The following is a 21,817-nucleotide window of genomic DNA, read 5'->3' as shown; positions in this document are numbered from 1 at the left end:
TTGTTCCACCGAGAGAATCCAAAACTGTCCCACTAGAACTACTTAGATATAAGTGATCTTGATAAACAAAGAGAGTTGCACCGATTACAAACGGTAAATACGATGTACATGTCTCATCGTTGTGTAGACACTCTGGCTTGTCGCAAAGAAATATTTCTTGTCTCGTTTGATAATCAAAATAGCTAAGATTAGTTATTGTTTTTCCATTATTTAATTCATGTTCTTTGATTCGATAATATCCATCATCATTACCATCACCATTCCAAAATAAATAACGCCATTCTTTCATTTCAAGTTGTTCATTGCTAGCAGTATCATTTTTTCTCTTTGCTGCCTCTTTTTTATTATGTACTGCTTGGCTAGAACATCCACATAAAAACATACAACATAAAATCATTAATAATTTTTTCACTTTCTTCACCTCTTTGTAATCATACAATTAAGATGTATCTAAAATGTAAAAAAGACATTCAAATGAATGTCAATTACCCAATTATTAAATTACGATTAGCACCAGCCATCCCAACACTAACATTTAAATAATAAATTCCTGAAAAGTCTGATAAATCACAATTAACCTGTAATTTAGCTTGAAATGATTCATAACCAAAATCAGTATAATTCCAATCTTCAATTTTTTCTAAACCTAAATATTCAATCATTTGCCAGGTCATCTTTTTAATATCCTCTTTAGTAAGTTTTGATAATTGTTGATTACTCATGGTAAAAGAAGTTATTTTTTTACTACTGACATTCATTGTAAAACTAATAGAATTATCATTATTTGTATTAAAGCGATATATTTGATCTAGAACATACTTTCCTTGATGTTCCACCGAATAATCCATAATCGTCCCAAAAGTAACTGCATAATGTTCCTGAGGCTGTAATTCTAAAAGACTATAATCAATAACCTGATGTTGTAATAATAAGTTAACTTCCTGCTCAAATAGTTTTTGAAATTCTTCTAATTTTGATTGTTGTTCACTAGTATAATTCTCTTTATTTTTAATGACATATTGATTATAGTTTTTTAAATCATTGGTTGTAAATAATTCATTATAAATATCATTAATAATTGGATATTTATTCATTAATTCTTTATCTAAAGAATTATTTTGCCAGGCAATCTTTTTATTAATATTTTGATGATCCTGAATTTTAAAAGTAACTAGTGGAACTGATAAAAGTAATCCTATCGAAATAACTCCAATGACCCTAATCCACCTCTTTTTCATTTTTAAAAACCTCCAGTTGAAAACTCATTACTGTTCCTTGATTAAGTTTAGAATCAATTTTTAAAGTAGTATGATGAAATTCGCAAATTCGTTTAACGATTGCTAAACCTAAACCAGCTCCGTCCTGTTTACGAGCCCTAGACTTATCTACCATATAAAATGGTTGAATGATTTTATCGATATCATCTTCAGCAATTCCGATTCCCTGATCAATAACTAACAACTGATACTTATCTGCATCTATTTGACCTTTAACTAAAACAGTCTTATTTTCAAGTGATGCTTTTAAAGCATTATCAATTAAATTCCTTAAAGCTGTAAATAATAAGTCCTCCTGACAAAAAACTACAACATCTTCACAGTCAAATTTCAACTGGAATAAATGATTATTTATTTGATAATAACTTTCTAACTGTTTAATTATCTTTTTTATAGGAATATCAACTAATTCAATTTTTTCATCTTTTAATGATAATAATTCCATTAGTGTATAAGATAGGTTTTCTAATCTTCGTCCCTCATTATAAATATACTGGGCTGCCATTTGTCTAGTATCATCATCACAATCATATGTCCTTAACATATCCGCATAACCAAGAATCGAAGTCATTGGAGTTTTGATTTCATGAGAAAAACTTCCCATGAATTCTTCTTTTTGTTCCAAATTTTCCTGCAATTCTATAATCTTTTGTTCATTAAATTGTGCCATTTCATCAAAAGATCTGGATAATTCACCGATTTCATCATTACTTTGAATATTAGTACGTTCACTATAATTACCTGATGCAATATGTTGACTAACATTATTTAACTTTTCAATTTGACGAGTTAAAAAGCGTGATAAAATCTTTAAAATAAGCGCTGAACAGCCTAAAATAATTATTCCTGTTAAATAAAACATTTTAATTTGTCTAGCTCTTTCATTAAAACAAGCAGTAATATCATAACTTGCAGTTAAATAAAACTTAAAATTACCTGGTTCAATAACCGATGTTAAAATCATAACATTTTTATCATTTTCTTGGCTAAGGATAAACTTATCTAATTGTGCTATTGAATAACGTTTAGTCATATTTTTTTTCATACTTGAGTATAATACTTTACCTTCTTCATCTCTTAAAGCATATAAGACTTGAGGATGATTAAGAGAATATTCAAATTGTTTAACATAATAAATTGCTCGTTTAGTTAAATAATCATAGTCATAACTTTCTTGTGTTCTAATGGAATCTTGTAATAGCTTTGATTCTAACGAGTATATCTCAATTTCATGTGAGGATATATTTTGCTGCTGCATAGTTTTTAATAGATTAGCATGATTATCGCTAATCATTACAGTCGATGCAATCGTATATACAAAAATGATTGTAATTAAACAAGTCCAAATAATCTTTTCAGCTAACTTCATCATTAACCTCTAAAAGATAACCTACTTTAAAAACTGTTTTAATATAGTTATGCCAATTCAATTTTTTTCTTAATCTTTGAATATGTAAGTCTAGCGTCCTAGTTTGATCTAAATCACCACGCCATATTTTTTCATACATCGTATCACGATATAAAGCAATATTTTTATTTTGAACAAGAAATAGTAATAATTCGTATTCTCTATTAGTTAAATCAATATAGTTATCACCTTGCTGTACTTTATGAGCAGCTACATCAATTATAACATCCAAGATATGAATCGTTTGCATTCCTTTATGATAACGCCTTAATACACTTTCTACTCTAGCAATAAGTTCATCAATTGAAAAAGGTTTAACAAGATAATCATCAGCTCCCATATGTAATCCTTTGATTTTATCTTTAACACTACCTTTAGCAGTAATAAAAATAGTGGGTATTCCCTGGGGTTCAATATATTCCATTAATTCATAACCATCTACTTCTGGCATCATTATATCTAAAAGAATTAAATCATAAATATTATTTTCAATCATATCAGCCCCAACTTTGCCATTACAAGCATACTCACAATCATAGCCAACTTGCCTTAAATTAATCATGATTAAATTTGCAATAGCCTCTTCATCTTCAACTATTAGTATTTTCATCTTCATCACCCTACTCCATTTTAACTTGAAGTTGTATCATTATTGTATCATATAGCTGCAGCTAATTCTGAAACTAAGTGACCTAATTGATAATTACTTTTAAACTCTGTTATTATTTCTTTAAGACCAGTATATAAATAATTGGATAATGACAAATTCAGTTGCAATATAATTATTAAATCATTAAATGTATCATAAATTAAAGATTCAATATTATTATTATTAAAACATTTAATTACTCGATCTAATTCATCTTTTGTTAAATACAGATATGAAAAATCTTCATTTATCAATTGCTTTAATAATAATTGTTTTAATAATAAATTAGTAATATTAAAAATCAGATTTTGATAATCACGATGATAATAAAAAAGCATCTCACTTATTAAATCTATAGAAAACAATTGATTAAAACTGTTTTCCAGCTGAACAAATTTAAAATATTCTAAAAAACGCTCTATTCCTTGTTTATTAGTTAGATGTTGATAAGTTGGGTAATCAAATGTTAAAACTGCATTCTGAGGATTATAATCAAAATTATAACTTTTAAAAAACACTGGTAAACCTTTGTATAAAGTATCCTGATAGACATATAAATCTATTTTAACTAATTCTTTTTCAAACTTCTCAACTTCTAGTTTACTATAATGTAATAACTGTTTAATTAGTTTACTACCTTGATTATATATATCTTTAATTGCATATTTTTTTAAATACTCTATACTTTTAATAGTCTCAAATTGTTTTAAATATAATCCAATTAGATAAATATTGGCGTCCATTAAAGCTTGCCCACGCTCTTTAGAAACCGAACTATTACCACCACTAAACTGCTTAATTTTTATTTCTAATAATTCCATTAATTCAATTTTAACTCTTATTCGATTTGTATCATCCAACTTATTTAAAAGACAATTAAAATAATCAAAAATATTATCACTACTATCAAGATTAATAATCTGCATAATCCAACTCCTCAAAAATATCTTTATTATTACAAAGATCATCTAATAACTTATTTAGTTGATGATCTGATAACCAATCTAATGAACCTTGGCAAGTTCCTTCAAATGCTAATCTCATATATTTAATAATATCTTCATCACTCATTAATTCATCAACTTCTGTGCGATAATAATAAAAGATTTCTACTAACTGACTTAACATATCTAAATAATCATATTTAGTAATAAACTGACTATCACAAAATGCCAAAACTATTGCTTCAACAATAATACTTTTAAATTCTATCAATCCAACTTCATTAACAACTTCCTGTCTAACTGCAACCAATTCTCTAGCATCACTTTCCTTTAAAACAATTCCATAACGGCTACTTACATCATTGCACTTTAAAATCCCTGTAACCTCTTTTTGAATCATCATTTCATAATTCACCTTATTAATATCAAACATTTTCTTAGCCCCTTTCAATTGGTGTATATACTTAATACACCTATCTTACAACTATTACAAGACTTGAAAAAATGCCCAATTTATGGTAATATAAACTTATAAAGAAAGAATATTTTTATAAAAAAATTATTTCATATGTTTAGATTTTTATATCTAAACATTTTTATTAATATCCTAGTCTTTATAAACACATAAAAAAAACAGGAGAATATTAATAGTGAATAAAAATAATATATGGACAAAATATTTATGGTTAAGCCTATTTGTATTTGGAGCTTTTCTACTTGAATATTTTTCATTATTTATCATTGAAATGCTTATTTTACAAATGGATTTATCAAACTATACAGCTTCTCAACGAAGTATTCATCATTTAATCATGGTATTAATATGGATAATTTATATTTGTAGTATATTATTTTATAGTAAAAAACATTATAAATTCCCATCAAATAATAAAAAAGCAAATATTTCAACAAAAGACTGGATTATTACATTTCTCTGTTTAGCTGGTTGTAAGATAATGACGTTTATTGATTGGCATACTTTAAAAGTTATTGGAGAAATTCAGGGAAAGGATGCCTTTCAATATATTGCTCAATATATGTATTATATTGTAGAAGTATTAATTGTTTTATTGATTGTAATATATGGACAAAAAGCTTTTGAAAGCTTATTAAAAAAAGAAACTACAATACCCTTAGGAGGTATTGTATTAGCAATGACATGGGGAATTTTTCATTTTGTATCCAGAGGCGTAGGAATAGAAGTATGGAATGGTGTTTCTTGTATTATTTTTTCTATTTTAAGTGGGATTATGTACTTGAAATTAGATAGAAATTATTTGTATAGTTATCTATTTATTGCAATAGGGTATTTGTTGTAATATTTATAATATCTAATATAAGCTATTATTTTATATTTAATAAATATTTAAGCAGTTCTGATTAATAATCAAAACTGCTTTTTTGATAAATTATTCTTCAAATCATCAATTTTACATACATAATAAAGTTAATACAGAAGTATATATAATATTCTATTAAAAGATATTCACTTTAATCACAAGTTATTCACAATTTTCTATACATCTTATGTTGCTATTAAACTTATATGACGGCTACGTGGAATATACCCTACTTTAATTTCAATACATCCTATGTTGTTATTAAACCACCAACCCCTAATATATAATATAAAATAAACATGAATTTCAATACATCCTATGTTGTTATTAAACTACTTCTAATTTTAGACGAATGCGAATTAATATATTTCAATACATCCTATGTTGTTATTAAACGCAAAATAATTATAATTGACTGTATTTTTAACAAATTTCAATACATCCTATGTTGTTATTAAACTTAACGGCAATTTGTATATTGCGCGTAAATTGTGTCATTTCAATACATCCTATGTTGTTATTAAACCCTAATAAATAAGCCACTTTATATTTTCTATTATACCTCAAAACCTATATATATCAACACTTTTATGTTTTTTTACCAAGCGATTTAACTTTTTCTTAATCTTTAGGGAAAATCTCTTAAACTGCTACTCTCCCAACGACTTTGAGGATTCAACAAAAAACTCCAACTGGTAAAAAATAACTAGTTTTTACTATCTCTTAATTATAAAGATTATAAATACTTGAAGTATATAAAACTTTTTTAAATATTTTTTACAATTCAATATATAAATTATTAAATATAATGAGTATGCTTTTTAAAGAACTTAATATATTTAATTCCTATTATATAAAATATTTCTATTTATCAAAAACAAAATAAATATCTTATATTTTTTAATTACATATATTTTAAAAATAAAAATCAATAACACTAAAAGCATTATTGATTCCAATACTATTGAATTTTAGATAACCCTAATACAATAATTCCACCAAACACAACTGCAGCTAATGATGTAACAATCAGACTTAAATCATAACTTACATCAAAAGGAATCAGAACTAGCGATGATGCAACAATCAACCCAAGAATCAAACTTAAAAATCCTGCTTTATGTGTTTTGGTAAAATATGAACATAATTTAGCACTAATAACAATTCCTGCAGCTATTCCAATCGCCATAAACCCTAGTGGAATAATTACATCTAAACTAAAACTTGTAACATTTGCTAAATATGATTTAAATAAATAATATTCTCCTAAAATCAATAAAACCATACTACCACTAACACCAGGCATAATCATCGTTGCCCCAGAAACAGCCCCAATAATAACCATTTTAATAAATAATCCTGCATTTAAAGCTGGAAATTCAGGATTAACAACCACTTTGCCTTCACCTGGATTGAAATATTCTAAAGCAAAAATTACTGCTAAACCGCAAATAAAAGGTATAACTGCTAATCTTTGCCCTTTCATTTCCCCTTTTAAAAACAAGGGAATACTAAATGCAATTAATCCAATAAACCAATAAATCGTTTGAGTTGGATAATAATTAAATAATACTTCTAATATCTTAGCAAACCCAATAATTCCTACTGCTGCACCAATTAATACTTGAAAAATAAAAATAATATCATCTTTACGATTAGGGTTTTCACGTTTAAAAATACCACTTATAGCATCCATCATACGATTAAAGATACCTAGAATAACCATCATCGTACCACCGCTTACACCTGGAATAACATTTGCAATTCCTACAGCAATACCACCTATTATATTTTTTATCATACTTTATCTCCTTTTAAACACTTTCATATTATAATAAAATCTCTTGAATATAACAAGAGATTTTATTACCTAAATAATCAAGTTAATGTTATTAATCTAGCTTTTATAATATTTATTTTTACTACGAATCATTTCTTTCCACTTACAACAATCATTTAAATGCAACATAATATGACGTGTTAATGGCATTAACAAAATACCTGCAACATCTTTTTTACCCCAAAAATCAAATAACCAAATTGAATTTTTATCATTTGTTAATCCCCCAGCATCTAAAATCCTTTTTAGATCATTAATATCAACTTTTCGTTTCATATCAGCATTAGTTAGATTTTTAATTATTTTTTGTGTATTTTTAGATACCGTATTTCGATAATAAATTAATTCATCTACATTAATATTTTTACTTAAAATCATTATTTCATCATCATCTAAAGCATTCCCTGTATCACTTATAGATACATTTAACCTACTTTGCCACTCTTGATTAAATATTTGTTCTTCTTTAGCAATTAAAATATTTGTTGTTAAATCCTCAATCCTAGCTATATGCCATAATACCCATGCAATTGTTTCATCTTTTTTAGTTGGCATGATTGAATATTCATTTTTATTTAAATCTTTAAACAGTTTATCAACTTCATTTTCTTTTGAATTAGAAATTTCTGATAAATTTAATTTTGTATGAATATCTAAAAATAAACCTTTAGCTCTCTCTATTTCATTTTCTTTACGAATCAATCTACTTAACTCTTTATGCTGTTCACTTAATCCTTCTCCAAAATATTTCATATATACCTTCTTTATTTTCTAATAACTTTTACTTTTCTGATTCTTGATGCTTCTTTTTTAAATATGCAATTTGTTCCATTCTTTTAATAACCTTAGCCTCTGTACCCTGACTTGTAGGAAAATAATAACGATGATCTTTAATACTATCCGGTAAACACTGCATATTAGTTATTTTATCATCAAAGTCATGAGCATATTGATAGCCTTTACCATAATTCAATTCTTTCATCAGTCTAGTTGGTGCATTACGTATTTGTAATGGCACAGGTTCCGCAATAGTATTTAAAGCATCATGTTTAGCTTTTTCATATGCCATGTATAAAGCATTAGATTTAGGTGCTAAAGCTAAATAAGTAACACAATGTGCCAAATTAACATTAATTCAGGCATCCCATTATAATGACACGCCTGATAAGTTGCCGTAGCAATTTCTAAAGCGCGACTATCTGCCATTCCTATATCTTCAGAAGCAAATCGAATTAAACGACGAGCTACATATAATGGATCTTCACCTGCTTCAATCATTCGAGACATCCAGTATATTGATGCATCAACATCACTATTACGCATCGATTTATGCAATGCACTAATAATATTGTAATGTTCTTCACCTTTTTTATCATATAATAAAGATTTTTGATTAATACATTGCTCGATTATTTCTTTGTTAACAATAATTTGCTGATCTTTAACTTCCCCGTTTAATATAGCCATCTCTAACGTATTTAAAGCCACTCTTGCATCACCATTAGAAAATCCAGCAATCATGTAAAGTAAATCATCCTCAATAACAATGTTTTGTTCTTTGAACCCTTTAGGACTAATTATAGCGTGATTTAATAAAGCAACCAAATCCTCTGTTGTTAATGATTTTAATACAAATACTTTACATCTTGATAATAAAGCTGAATTAATTTCAAATGAAGGATTCTCTGTCGTAGCACCAATTAAAATTATACTGCCTTGTTCTACATAAGGTAAAAAAGCATCTTGCTGGGCTTTATTAAAACGATGAATCTCATCAACAAAAACAATCGTCTTTTCTCCCATATTTTGAACTTCCTGAGCTTTTTTCATTACTGTTCGAATATCTTTAATCCCACTAGTAACAGCACTAAAATTGATAAAATTAGCTTTGGTTTGATTAGCAATAATTCTTGCTAGTGTTGTCTTACCAACTCCTGGTGGCCCCCAAAAAACCATTGAAGGAACAATATCACTATTAATTAACTGATATAAAATCTTACCAGGTCCTATTAAATGACTTTGACCAACATATTCATCAAGGCTAGTAGGCCTTAAACGATTAGCTAAAGGTTCATATGACATATTATTAAATAAAGACTGCTGCTTCATCTCTCTCACATCCATTTCTTACTAATTATAACTAATTAAACTAATAAAAGCAAAAGCCCTTTAACAATACCAAACAAATTATATCTTAAATCCTTAAAAATATTTACCATTTAATAGAAAAACGCCAACCTAAGATTACCTCTTAAGCTGACGCTATGCAATAATTTTATTTCAATCCCTATTCAGCCATACCTTCAAATTGAGAACGATATAATGAGGCATAGAAACCATCTTCAGCAAGCAATGAATCATGATTACCAAGTTCAACGATATCTCCATCTTTCATTACAATAATCGTATCAGCATCACGAATTGTTGATAAACGATGTGCAATAACAAAACTTGTTCTACCTTCCATCAATTTTTCCATTCCACGTTGAATCAATACTTCTGTTCTAGTATCTACAGATGAAGTTGCTTCATCAAGAATCAAGATCTTAGGATCTTTCAAAAATGCTCTAGCAATTGTTAATAACTGCTTTTGCCCTTGAGAGATATTTGACGATTCTTCATTTATAATCGTATCATAACCATCTTCTAAAGTTTGGACAAAATGATCAACATAAGCAACTTTACATGCCTCTTTAACCTCTTGATCAGTTGCATCTAATTTACCATACATTAGATTTTCTTTAATAGTTCCATTAAATAACCACGTATCCTGTAAAACCATTCCAAACAATGAACGCAAATCTTTACGTCCAAAATCACGAATATCTTTACCATCAATATAGATAGAACCACCATTTAATTCATAAAATCTCATTAACAACTTAACAATCGTTGTTTTACCAGCCCCAGTTGGTCCTACTATGGCTACAGTTTGCCCTGCATGAACATGCAAACTAAAATCATTAATTATTGTTTGATTCTTTATATAACCAAAATTAACATCAGCAAATGTTACTGAACCATTTATTTTAGCTACATCCTGAGTTTCAATTTTTGGTGTTTCTAACTCTAACTCCTCTTCACCTAAAAATTCAAAAACACGTTCTGCTGCTGCCGCAGTACTTTGTAACATATTCATAGTTTGTGCTAATTGAGTGATTGGCTGATTGAATTGACGAACATATTGAATAAAAGCTTGAATATCACCAATGGTAATATTACCTCCTCCAGCTAAAACACCACCTAATAAACATACTGCCACATATCCTACATTTCCGATAAATGTTGTAATTGGCTGCATTAATCCTGAAAAGAACTGCGACTTCCAAGCACTTTCATATAAACTATCATTAAATTCATTAAATTGTTCAACTGATGCTTCTTCACCATTAAATGCTTTAACAACATTATGCCCACCATACATTTCTTCAATATGACCATTAACATCACCTAAAGCCTGCTGTTGTCTTGCAAAATATTTTTGTGAACGTTTCATTACTAATCCAATCAAGATTATTGAAACAGGTAAAACACAAATAGCAATTAATGTCATTTGTGGTGAAATAGTTAACATCATGATAAAGATTCCAACCACCATTACACTAGAAGTAATTACTTGTGACATACTTTGATTTAATGATTGAGCAATTGTATCAATATCATTTGTAACCCGACTTAAAATATCTCCACTAGTATGCTTATCAAAATAACTTAATGGCATTCTATCCATCTTAGTTGAAATTGAAGTCCTTAAATCATATGCCACTCTTTGTGAAATAGTAGACGTTATAAATCCCTGTACATAACTAAATACCGCACTTAATAAATATAAACCAACTAAGATCCAAATAATATATGCAATATACTTAAAATCTATGCCGCCACTGCCATTGACTTTAGCCATGATTCCTTCACCTAATTTATCAGTTGCTTTAGCTAATATCTTTGGCCCCACAATAGCAAAAACAGTTGAAGCAGAAGCAAAAATCAATACAACTACCAATTTAACATAATAAGGTTTTAAATATTTAAACAACTTTCCTAAAGTTCCTTTTAAATCTTTAGCCTTTTCACCACTGCCACGCATTCCATGCATACCACCAGGTCCGAATTTAGGACCATTTCTTTTCTGGTTATTACTCATGTCCTAATTCCTCCTTTGATAATTGTGAATAAGCAATTTCTTGATATACCTTACAATCTTTCATCAATTCATCATGTTTACCCTTACCTACAATTCTACCTTCATCCAAAACAATAATCTGGTCAGCAGACATAATTGAGGCAATTCGCTGTCCTACAATTAAGACAGTATTTTTAGTTTTCTTAATCATTTTATCTAATTCATGACGCAACAAGGCATCGGTTTTAAAATCAAGTGCTGAAAAACTATCATCAAAAATAAAGATTTCTGGATTTTTAGCTATCGCTCTAGCAATTGCTAAACGTTGTTTTTGACCACCAGAAACATTCGTACCACCTTGTGATATTTCAGAATCAAAACGTTCTTCTTTATGATCAATAAACTCTTTAGCCTGAGCAACTTTAATAACTTCTTCTAACTGCTCATCAGTTGCATCAGGAGCCCCATAAGTTAAATTGGATCTAATTGTACCAGAAAATAACAATCCCTTTTGAGGAACTAATCCAATCTTATCTCTTAAATCATGCTGTTTGACATCACGAATATCTACTCCATCAACCATGATACTTCCTTCACTAACTTCATAAAATCTTGGAATCAAGTTAATTAAAGTACTCTTACCAGAACCTGTAGAACCTATAAATGCAGTCGTTTGTCCTGGCTTAGCAGTAAAACTAATATTCTCTAATACTGCTTCATGAGCACCTGGATATTTAAAAGTAACATCTTTGAATTCAACTAAGCCACGTTTATCATTATTAAAAGATTTTGCTACTTTTGGATCAACGATTTTTGGTTCCATAGACAATACTTCATAAATACGATCTGCTGCTACACTAGCTCTTGGTAACATAATTGCAATCATTGCAATCATTAAAAATGACATGATAATTTGCATTGCATACTGCATAAATGCCATCATTTGACCAATCGCAATATTTCCTAAATCTATTTGTTTTGCTCCATAGTATACAATCAATAAACTAACTACATTAAAGATAAACATCATTATTGGCATCATTGATACCATCGTACGATTGACAAATAAGTTTACCTTTGTTAAATCTGAATTTGCTTTTTCAAATCTTTTCTCACTATGCTCTTCATTTCCAAATGCCCGAATAACTAACATTCCAGATAAATTTTCACGCATTGTTAAATTAAGTCGGTCAATTAATGATTGTACTAACTTAAACTTAGGCATTGCAATCGAAAAAGTAACACCTATCACTGCAAAAATAATAACTAATACTAAACCAATGATCCAAGTCATTGATGGTGTATTTTGAAAAGCTTTGATCAATGCCCCAATTCCCATCATTGGCGCAAAACAAACTATTCTAATAAACATGATTACAACCATTTGTACTTGTGTAATATCATTTGTTGTTCTAGTAATTAGTGAGGCAGTAGAAAATTTATTAAATTCTTCATTTGAAAAACTTTCAACCTTTTTAAATACATCTCCACGTAATAACCTAGAAACTCCAGAACCAATCTTACTAGCTAAAAATCCACAAGCAATCGCACAAACTGTCCCTGCAAGAGCAATTGCAAGCATTTTAACCCCAGCTACTAAGATATAATCTTTTTGTACCTGGTCTACATCTCTTCCAAGTCTAGTGTATTCGGCTTTGACTCCATTACCAGCTGCAATTTTTAGAGTTGATTCTCCCATTGCTTCCATCTGATTATCAATCTCTGTAAACATCTCATCTTTCTGCTCTTTTGGTAACATTGCCAATGCATCATAAGGACTCATCCCTGCTGGTAAATTACCAAATTGTTCTTGATATTCTTTAGAATTTGGATCCATTGTGTCAATTGAAGTTATTAATAACATTGGTTTAACCAAAATCTTTTCTAACTTATCCATATCTTTATCATTAATATCCTTTAACAAATAAAGATCTTGTCCATCAGCTTTAGAAAATTTATCTAAAATATCTTCATCTACATCATTAGCTTTCACTAATTCATAAGACTCTTCAAATATTTCCTGATCTTTATCATCCATTAATACTAATAAATGATTATAAGTGTCTTCACTTAAAACATCACTTACTGCACTATCGAATCCACCAGCCTGGATTCCTACAGAAACGATATCTGACATGTAATCAGGTAGTGCTAATTCTGACTGTGATTGTAAAAAAAGCAATCCAACACAAAGCAGAATTGGTGCCCAAAACTTTTTAAAATAATGTTTTAATTTAAGCATTATTCTTCTCCTTTACATTTTTCAATATTGTTTTTCATGATGTCTATTACATCATTAATAATTGCTATCTGTTCCCTAGAAACCCCTTCAAACATAATCAATGTTTTTTCTTTCATGATTCTAATTGCTGCCTCAATAAATACCTCTCCTGTTTCCGTAATATTTAAAATATAATTACGTTTATCATTCTTATCTTGGGTTCTTGTTAAATAACCTAATTTTTCAAGACGTTGCAATCTCACTGACAGAGTTGCTTTAGTTATATTTAATTTTTTAGCTAAAGCATTTTGATTTATGTTTTGATGATTCTGTAACATAAATAATAATCTTGTTTGATCTGGAGAAATATTAAATTTCTCAGTTTTTTCCATCATCATATAATGCATCGTTTTATGCAAAGATTGAAAATTATTAATCATTCCTTCAACATCATCAAAACTTATCTTTTCCATGTTGTACCCCCTTCCATTAGTTAGATGACTAACCATTTCGTTAGTACACTAACCATTATAGTTAGTCTACTAACCACTGTCAACTATTTTGTATAAAAAAAGATGTCAATCGACACCTATTCAACTAAATACTTTTCTAATAATCTTACTACTTCTGCAATTAAATCATCACATGTAGCTCGATTAATCTCCTTGTCCGTTTTTCTAAGCCCTAATAATTCACCACATACAACTGATCCATGAGATTCCTCAAACTCTTTACATAATGCAGTAACTTTTTCATTAACAAACTTTTTTTGCTTCAAATCTGCTTCACCTTTACCATATTTTAAACCAATAGCCATCGTACCACCAGTTAAAGTTCCACAAATCTCACGAGTCATTCCAACCCCGCCTCCAAAACCATATGCTATAGTCATTGCTTTATCCATATCTAAATCAAACAAGTCAACATATGCTCCTAACACTGCTTGAGCACAGTTATATCCACTATGATGCAGCTCATAAGCCTTTTTTACTCTTTCTTCAATATTCATAATTCAGCCTCACTTTTTATAATTTACTTATAGTTTAGTGATATTTACAAAAATTGTCAATATTTCAAAGATATCATAAAAATTAATTATTAAAACTAAACTTAGCATACAATAGATTATGATCAGAAAATGAAGATTTTATTAATCCACGGTCAATTAATGTAAAATGATCTGAATAAAATATATCATCGGGAGCAGCAAAACTTTGAAATGTCATATATTTTTTATCTTCATTAACACTTTTAACATTCATTAATTCAAAATTATTATTAATTTCAAATGAATTAAAGTCACCAGCTAAAATACTATTTTGATTAAAATCAAAGTGTTCTCTAAGATAATTCATTTGTGCTATACGATAATCATTATTTTCATATGTTAAATGTGTATTATATACATCCATTATCTTATTACCTATCTTTATCTTTGTTTTTGTTAGAACACGAGGTTCTTTAACTAGACTATTCGGTAGTAATTGTGAAGATACTTCAACTATAGGATATTTACTCAAGATTCCTAAACCATAATAGCCATCTATTATCCACATGGTTGAATAAAAGTGATAATAAGGAAATCCATTAGTTTCAGCCATCTTTTTTAACATATCAAAATTACCTGAACGTAAAGCATTTTTATCCACTTCTTGTAAACAGATTATATCTAAATCTAATTCTTTTATATCACTATTAAAATCATCTAAAGACTCCTTACTATAATTCAATGATTTTATATTATAAGTTCCTATTTTAAATTCTTTCTTTTTTTTATCAATTTTGTCTTTATCATTTAATATTTTACACTGGTATTCACTAGCATAAACACTATAATAAAAACGCCCCGTAACTACTAATATTAAAATCATTATAATACTCATTAATCTAACTAGTTTTTTCATTTCTACACCTCATTATTATTTCTAATAATTTTAGTTTACACATTAAAGTTAACTTTATGTCAAGTAACTTTTATAAATAATTTATTTTATTTGGTATTAAAAAAGATACAGGATTATTTACCTATATCTATCTTATTTGACCTTTACCATAGATCATATATTTAGTTGAAGTCATTTCCTGCAAACCAATTGGTCCTCGTGCATGTAATTTTTGCGTACTAATTCCAACTTCAGCCCCAAAACCAAATTCACCACCATCAGTAAACCTTGTTGATGCATTATGATAAACACAAGCAGAATCTAATGATTCCATAAAATACTTAGCTGTATTTTTATTTTCTGTAATAATACTTTCAGAATGCTTGGTAGAATAATTATATATATGTTCAATTGCTTCATCAACATCTTTAACAACCTTAATATTGCAGATATAATCATCATATTCAGTTGCATAGTTTTGATTAGTTGCACGCTTACCGTCGATATATCTTAAAGCTTCATCATCACCATATACCTTGATTTTAGTAAACTCTGGTCTTAACTTTGTTAAAAAAGGATTAGCAATATCTTGATGAACTAAAATTGTTTCAATTGCATTGCAAACTGATGGACGAGATATTTTAGCATTAACAGCTACTTTCAAAGCCATATGCAGATCAGCTTCTTTATCAACATATAAATGACAAATTCCCGCCCCGGTTTCAATTACTGGTACGGTTGCATTATTGATAACATGTTGAATTAATCCTGCACCACCTCGCGGTACTACTACATCAACATATTGATTAGCTGTAATTATTTCAGAAACAATACTACGATCAGTATTTTCAATTAAAGTAACAACATTGGCAGGTAAAATATCTCTAATGGCCATGTTGATCACATTAACTAAAGCAATATTTGAATAAATTGCTTCACGTCCTCCTTTTAAAACACATACATTATTAGTTTTAATACAGATTGATGCAATATCAACTGTTACATTTGGTCGAGATTCATAAATTGTCGCAACTACTCCAATTGGAATTCGAACTTGTTCAATAACTAAACCATTAGGACGTTCAATTTTACGAATAGTTTTCCCAATACAATCTTTTAAATCTGCTACTTTTTCAACATCTTTAGCCATAGCCTCAATTCTTTGTTTCGTTAACAATAAACGATCTACCATAGCTTCACTAATTCCATTATCTTTAGCATTAGCAATATCTTTAGCATTTTCGCCTAAAATATAATCCACATTTTCTAACAATGCTTTACTAATAGCATCCAAGGCACACATTTTACTATATTTATTAATATTTTGCATTTTTCGGCAAGCCAGCTTAGCTTGCATTAATTGTTCTTCAATCATCATTTTTTCACCCCTTCTACTAAAACTAAGTTATTCGCATGCACTACTTCATCATAATCTTTATAATGTAAGACCTTTTTAATCTCACTAGTATTTAATCCTTTTATTAACTTAATTTCATCACTGGAATAATTGACCATTCCCCGTGCCAATAAATTATCATTAAGATCAATAATATCAACAATTTGTGAAATCAAAAAATTCCCCTTTACATCAACAATTCCTTTTGGCAATAAACTAGTATGATTATTTATTAAAGCTGATCTAGCACCATCATCTACAACAATACTACCTTTGGGCATACTTCTATACATTATCCAATGTTGTCTAGAATTTAACGTTCTTCCAGCCATACCACTAAAGCAGGTTCCTACATCCTTACCCTCCATCAAATCAACTAACACATTTTGCTGATTACCATTTACAATTGCCATATCACAGCCAAAATCATTACAAACTTTAGCTGCCTTGATTTTAGTAATCATTCCCCCAGTTCCAACTTTACTTGAAGCATCCTTAGCCATACTTTCAATTTCTTTAGTTATCTCACTTACATCTTTAATCAGTTTGGCATTCTTATTTGTATGTGGATTATCATCATATAAACCATCAATATCACTTACTAAGATCACCATATCTGCATTTACAGCAGGTACTACTAGTGATGCTAATGTGTCATTATCACCAACTTTAATTTCTTCAACTGCTAAAGTATCATTTTCATTAATAATTGGTACAACATCATAATCAATAAGTGCCTGCATTGCATTATTAAAATTCATTAAACGTTTACGATCATCAAAATCATCATGATTTAGTAAAATCTGTGCGCACTTTAAATTAAATAGACTGAATAATTCCTCATAAATTTGCATCAATGAAGCTTGTCCTATTGCTGCTAAAGCTTGTTTTTGAGGAATAGTTTGAGGACGCTCAATAAGATTCATGACATGAACTCCTGCATTAATAGCTCCACTGCTAACTAAAGTAATGTTAACTCCCTTACGTTTAATATATGCAATTTGTTGAATTAAATTTAATATCTTTTCTTTATTAATATTCCCCTTATCATCACATAGTGAAGAAGATCCAATCTTAATAATCAAATTTTTGATATTTCTTAAATCTCGCATCGTAATTCCCCCTATAATTTCTTTAATTATACAAGTTTTACGCATCTATCTCAATAAAAAAAGTACTTAAGTCACAATAACTTAAATACTAAAATATTATATCTATTAATTAAAAGATGATAATAATTGATAAAATAAACCATCTTGAATACAATACCAAATCAACATCCCATATCCTCGTTTAGGAAATCTTACTTCTAAATTCCATTCGGGATATTGCTTAACAATTTGCACACGATCATTTGTAACTAATCCAACAAACGAAATATAATGCTCTTTATTCATTGGATGTTTACTTGAAATATACCAATCATCATCAATAATCTCTACTTCTAATTTATCATTTTGACTAGCCTTTTTCATTATTTGTACATCTAATCTTTTTCCACAGCAAATCACCTCTGCCTTTCCTGTACACATCGTTACATTATGACAAGTTGGACAAACAAAATACGACATGTTTTTCATATTACCTCCTACATAATCATTTGCTTCAATATTACCATCTAACAGATTTTCTATTTCTATTCCAAATAAATTAGCTAATTGCAAAATTAATGAAATATCAGGCAATCCCCCATTACATTCCCATTTACTAACTGTTTTATCACTAATATGCAAGATTTCAGCAAGCTGTTTTTGAGTCATCCCTTTTTCTATTCGTAATATACGAATTAAATCACCAGTCTGTTTATTTTGCATCTTTACTCCTCCTTTAAAATTATTTTATCAGGTATACTAAATAAAACAATCAACGCTCTGTAGAGTTAATTACAAAAAAGATCAAACATATACGCTTGACCTTAACAATCTGTCATTATTTTAATTATCTCCTTATCAGTTTCTTTCATTCCAATCTTACCAAGACGTGCAACATTTTTAATAGTATTCTCAACCCCTTTAACAACAATTCCATCACCATCTTTAAACTCTTGTCCTTCTAGATACATTTGATAGCCTAATATACCAGCATCTACGCTTGCAGCAATTTTAGCAGCACAAGATGATTTAGCTCCATCGCAAATAATTCCCGATGTAATAGCTAACGAATTTACAATTGTATGAGCAATACATTGATAATCACCACCATATAAATAAGCAATTCCACATCCAGCTGCACACCCAGCACTTACAGCACCACAATAAGCTGAAAGTCTACCAATTCCTGTTTTTTGATGAATAGCAATTAAATTAGCTAAAACTAATGCCCGATATAATTCATCATCAGTAACATTTAATTCTTTAGCGTACTCAATTATTGGTAAAGATACTGTCATACCTTGATTACCACTGCCTGAATTAATTACAACTGGTAATTCGCAACCACTCATTCTAGCATCACTACCTGCTGCTGCCAATGCTTTAGCTCTAGTTACTATATCTTTTCCTGTTTTTAATAATACACTGCCAATATTAGCGCCATAATTTTTATTTAATCCTTCTCTAGCAATAGCACTATTATAATTGATTTGCCTTTTAATTACATCTTTAATATCTGCTATCTCAACTGTTTTAGCAAAATCATATATATCAGCTACATTTAATTCACAGCGATTAGTAACAATATTATCATTATATTTTTTGTCTTCCTTAGAAAATAAAATTTCATTATTTTTTTCAATCAAAACTATATTTGTATGTTGATCTATAATTCGTACAAGAACATATTCATCATCACTATATAACGTAATCTTTATATCTAAAATATGTTCACTATCCAATGGTCTTACTTCAATACAGTGATTAGATAGATAGTCTTTTATATTAAAAATTTCTTCTTCTTTTACATTTGCAATTACCTCTAATACTTTATCAGCGTCACCTGCTACAATTCCTGCAGCAACTGCGGCTTCAATTCCTTTTAAACCATTAGTATTAGGAACAATTACACTTTTAACATTCTTGATTATATTTCCACTTACTTCTACTAAGCATCGTTTTGGTTTAGTTTGCAATATATCACGAGCCTTACTTGCACAATATGATAATGCAATTGGTTCGGTACACCCCATTGCTGGTACTAATTCTTCCTTTAATATTTGAACATAAGTCTGATATTTCTTAAAATCTAACATCATTTCCTAATTTCCTTCCATATTTTTTACTATATATTATATTTTATCACAAATGATTTCAAAATTACTCTATTTTCTTATTGTAACCATGTATTTATACGTGTTACAATGTATAAAAATAATTAAAGGAGAACTATTATTACAATGAAATTAATTATACCTGAAAACTACGATCCAATTTTGGATCTACGTCAAACCCAGGAAGCAATCAAATATATTCGTGATACATTTCAAAAGGAAATTGGAAGAGCACTACAACTTTCAAGAATCTCTGCACCATTATTTGTTCAAAAAAGTAGCGGTTTAAACGATAATCTAAATGGTGTTGAATCTCCTGTTTCATTTCAAATAAATGAAATGCCTGGAGAACAAATTGAAGTTGTTCATTCACTAGCAAAGTGGAAAAGAATGGCACTTAAAAAATATGATTTTAAAATGCATGAAGGTTTATATACTAATATGAATGCTATTAGAAAAGATGAAGAAGTTGATAATCTCCATTCATACTATGTGGATCAATGGGATTGGGAAAAGATTATCTCAAAATCAGAAAGAAATGAAGAAACATTAAAACGTCATGTTTTAAAAATATTTAAAGTAATCAAACATATGGAACATGAAGTTTGGTATAAATATCCTCAAGCTGTAAATCGTCTGCCTGATAAGATTCATTTCTTTACTTCTCAAGAATTAGAAGATCGTTATCCTGATTTAACCCCTACCGAACGCGAAACTGCAATGTGTAAAGAATATGGGTGTATTTTTGTCATGGGTGTAGGGAAAAAATTAAAAAGCGGGATCAAACATGATGGACGTGCTCCAGATTATGATGACTGGGATCTAAATGGAGATATTTTATTCTGGTTTGAACCATTAAAATGTGCTTTAGAAATCTCTTCAATGGGAATTAGAGTTGACGAAGATGCTCTAGTAAATCAATTAAAAGCTGAAAATTGTCTTGATCGTTTACAATTACCATATCATAAACAAATCTTTAATAAAGAATTACCATATACAATTGGTGGTGGGATTGGACAATCTAGATTATGTATGTTATTACTAAAAAAAGCTCATGTTGGAGAAGTCCAAGCTAGTATCTGGCCTCAAGAAATGATTGAAGAATGTACTAAACATAACATTCATTTACTATAAAATAACAAAAGACTCTATTAAATTTAGAGTCTTTTGTTATTTCAACGAAAATATTTTATTTATTATATTGATTATGAACGATAAAAATCACATAAAAATTCTTTAGCATCAGTCTTGGTAATATTATCATCTACACTTCTATCAGTTAAATACATAATAGCATCACACCATTCTTCGATGCTAAAATCATCACTATTTAAGGATTTAACAGCTGTATATAATATATCTTTTTTAACAAACTTCAAATCTGAAATAATCATACAATTTGTTTTATTTTTTAATTGTTCTAATAATTCTTCTTTTTCCACTTCTCCATCCCTCTTATCTATCTAGGTTTTTACAACATAACACGTATTATGTGGTATTTGATTAGTAATATGTTTTAATCTCTGTAACT

19 protein-coding genes, 2 pseudogenes and 1 CRISPR repeat array are annotated in these 21,817 nt (G+C 28.8%); of the genes and pseudogenes, 2 read left to right on the top strand and 19 right to left on the bottom strand.

From position 1 onward, the window contains the following. The 6 genes and pseudogenes from ACLR9T_RS11295 to ACLR9T_RS11270 all read right to left on the bottom strand — a co-directional run. Nucleotides 1-412 (bottom strand): annotated as a pseudogene (locus ACLR9T_RS11295) (hypothetical protein); the annotation flags it as partial. A gap of 73 nt (nucleotides 413-485) precedes the next feature. Next, complete coding sequence (locus ACLR9T_RS11290; protein ID WP_413109628.1) at nucleotides 486-1,238, bottom strand: hypothetical protein; 753 nt, start codon at nucleotides 1,236-1,238, stop codon at nucleotides 486-488. Next, a complete protein-coding gene (locus ACLR9T_RS11285; protein ID WP_413109627.1) occupies nucleotides 1,219-2,646 on the bottom strand; it encodes an ATP-binding protein in 1,428 nt (475 codons plus the stop codon). Before ACLR9T_RS11285 ends, ACLR9T_RS11290 begins: the two co-directional genes overlap by 20 nt. Then, on the bottom strand, nucleotides 2,633-3,295 hold the full coding sequence (locus tag ACLR9T_RS11280; protein ID WP_413109626.1) for a response regulator transcription factor: 663 nt from the start codon (nucleotides 3,293-3,295) through the stop codon (nucleotides 2,633-2,635). The genes ACLR9T_RS11285 and ACLR9T_RS11280 overlap by 14 nt, the downstream gene beginning before the upstream one ends. 47 nt (nucleotides 3,296-3,342) lie before the next feature. Beyond that, nucleotides 3,343-4,260 (bottom strand): DUF6179 domain-containing protein, encoded by a 918-nt coding sequence (locus tag ACLR9T_RS11275; RefSeq protein ID WP_413109625.1) that lies wholly within the window; start codon nucleotides 4,258-4,260, stop codon nucleotides 3,343-3,345. After that, nucleotides 4,247-4,711, bottom strand: a complete 465-nt coding sequence (locus ACLR9T_RS11270) for a DUF6323 family protein (protein WP_413109624.1) — start codon at nucleotides 4,709-4,711, stop codon at nucleotides 4,247-4,249. Before ACLR9T_RS11270 ends, ACLR9T_RS11275 begins: the two co-directional genes overlap by 14 nt. A gap of 217 nt (nucleotides 4,712-4,928) precedes the next feature. Between ACLR9T_RS11270 and ACLR9T_RS11265 the strand changes: the two genes are divergently transcribed. Further along, nucleotides 4,929-5,597: a hypothetical protein gene (locus tag ACLR9T_RS11265; protein ID WP_413109623.1), complete on the top strand. Its 669-nt coding sequence runs from the start codon at nucleotides 4,929-4,931 to the stop codon at nucleotides 5,595-5,597. Between the two features lie 193 nt (nucleotides 5,598-5,790). Then, a CRISPR array of direct repeats spans nucleotides 5,791-6,144; the repeat unit is 30 nt; unit sequence ATTTCAATACATCCTATGTTGTTATTAAAC. A 435-nt stretch (nucleotides 6,145-6,579) separates the two neighbouring features. On the opposite strand, the gene ACLR9T_RS11260 is transcribed toward ACLR9T_RS11265, so the two are convergent. The 12 genes and pseudogenes from ACLR9T_RS11260 to ACLR9T_RS11205 all read right to left on the bottom strand — a co-directional run bounded on the left by ACLR9T_RS11260 (nucleotide 6,580) and on the right by ACLR9T_RS11205 (nucleotide 20,271). Continuing rightward, on the bottom strand, nucleotides 6,580-7,419 hold the full coding sequence (locus ACLR9T_RS11260; protein ID WP_413109622.1) for a DUF368 domain-containing protein: 840 nt from the start codon (nucleotides 7,417-7,419) through the stop codon (nucleotides 6,580-6,582). A gap of 96 nt (nucleotides 7,420-7,515) precedes the next feature. Next, nucleotides 7,516-8,211, bottom strand: a complete 696-nt coding sequence (locus ACLR9T_RS11255) for a DinB family protein (protein ID WP_413109621.1) — start codon at nucleotides 8,209-8,211, stop codon at nucleotides 7,516-7,518. A gap of 28 nt (nucleotides 8,212-8,239) precedes the next feature. After that, a pseudogene (locus tag ACLR9T_RS11250) lies at nucleotides 8,240-9,567 on the bottom strand (replication-associated recombination protein A). A 178-nt stretch (nucleotides 9,568-9,745) separates the two neighbouring features. Then, complete coding sequence (locus tag ACLR9T_RS11245) at nucleotides 9,746-11,602, bottom strand: ABC transporter ATP-binding protein (protein WP_413109620.1); 1,857 nt, start codon at nucleotides 11,600-11,602, stop codon at nucleotides 9,746-9,748. After that, a complete protein-coding gene (locus ACLR9T_RS11240; RefSeq protein WP_413109619.1) occupies nucleotides 11,595-13,823 on the bottom strand; it encodes an ABC transporter ATP-binding protein in 2,229 nt (742 codons plus the stop codon). Before ACLR9T_RS11240 ends, ACLR9T_RS11245 begins: the two co-directional genes overlap by 8 nt. Then, nucleotides 13,823-14,275 carry a MarR family winged helix-turn-helix transcriptional regulator gene (locus tag ACLR9T_RS11235; protein ID WP_413109618.1) on the bottom strand — a complete coding sequence of 151 codons (453 nt, stop codon included), beginning with the start codon at nucleotides 14,273-14,275 and terminating at the stop codon, nucleotides 13,823-13,825. The genes ACLR9T_RS11240 and ACLR9T_RS11235 overlap by 1 nt, the downstream gene beginning before the upstream one ends. Nucleotides 14,276-14,391: 116 nt before the next feature. Then, entirely contained in the window at nucleotides 14,392-14,811 is a 420-nt protein-coding gene (locus tag ACLR9T_RS11230; protein ID WP_413109617.1) for a C-GCAxxG-C-C family protein, read from the bottom strand. An 82-nt stretch (nucleotides 14,812-14,893) separates the two neighbouring features. Continuing rightward, nucleotides 14,894-15,706: an endonuclease/exonuclease/phosphatase family protein gene (locus ACLR9T_RS11225; protein ID WP_413109616.1), complete on the bottom strand. Its 813-nt coding sequence runs from the start codon at nucleotides 15,704-15,706 to the stop codon at nucleotides 14,894-14,896. 127 nt (nucleotides 15,707-15,833) lie between these two features. Next, entirely contained in the window at nucleotides 15,834-17,063 is a 1,230-nt protein-coding gene (locus ACLR9T_RS11220) for a glutamate-5-semialdehyde dehydrogenase (RefSeq protein ID WP_413109615.1), read from the bottom strand. Beyond that, nucleotides 17,060-18,193 carry a glutamate 5-kinase gene (proB, locus tag ACLR9T_RS11215; RefSeq protein WP_413109614.1) on the bottom strand — a complete coding sequence of 378 codons (1,134 nt, stop codon included), beginning with the start codon at nucleotides 18,191-18,193 and terminating at the stop codon, nucleotides 17,060-17,062. Before proB ends, ACLR9T_RS11220 begins: the two co-directional genes overlap by 4 nt. Nucleotides 18,194-18,298: 105 nt before the next feature. Then, nucleotides 18,299-18,895 carry a helix-turn-helix domain-containing protein gene (locus ACLR9T_RS11210; RefSeq protein WP_413109613.1) on the bottom strand — a complete coding sequence of 199 codons (597 nt, stop codon included), beginning with the start codon at nucleotides 18,893-18,895 and terminating at the stop codon, nucleotides 18,299-18,301. A gap of 101 nt (nucleotides 18,896-18,996) precedes the next feature. Beyond that, nucleotides 18,997-20,271: a serine dehydratase subunit alpha family protein gene (locus tag ACLR9T_RS11205; protein ID WP_413109612.1), complete on the bottom strand. Its 1,275-nt coding sequence runs from the start codon at nucleotides 20,269-20,271 to the stop codon at nucleotides 18,997-18,999. A 141-nt stretch (nucleotides 20,272-20,412) separates the two neighbouring features. On the opposite strand from ACLR9T_RS11205, the gene asnA reads away from it, so the two are divergent. Beyond that, the gene (gene asnA / locus ACLR9T_RS11200) at nucleotides 20,413-21,420 is read left to right on the top strand and encodes an aspartate--ammonia ligase (RefSeq protein WP_413109611.1); all 1,008 of its coding nucleotides are present in this window, start codon (nucleotides 20,413-20,415) and stop codon (nucleotides 21,418-21,420) included. A gap of 71 nt (nucleotides 21,421-21,491) precedes the next feature. On the opposite strand, the gene ACLR9T_RS11195 is transcribed toward asnA, so the two are convergent. Continuing rightward, on the bottom strand, nucleotides 21,492-21,728 hold the full coding sequence (locus ACLR9T_RS11195; protein WP_413109610.1) for a hypothetical protein: 237 nt from the start codon (nucleotides 21,726-21,728) through the stop codon (nucleotides 21,492-21,494). Nucleotides 21,729-21,817 lie beyond the last annotated feature (89 nt).

Origin of the sequence: Thomasclavelia sp. (genome assembly GCF_047249845.1) — a bacterium.
Lineage (GTDB): Bacteria > Bacillota_I > Bacilli_A > Erysipelotrichales > Coprobacillaceae > Thomasclavelia.
The sequence above is the reverse complement of the archived record's forward strand: the minus strand, read 5'-3'. Positions and strand labels throughout refer to the sequence as shown.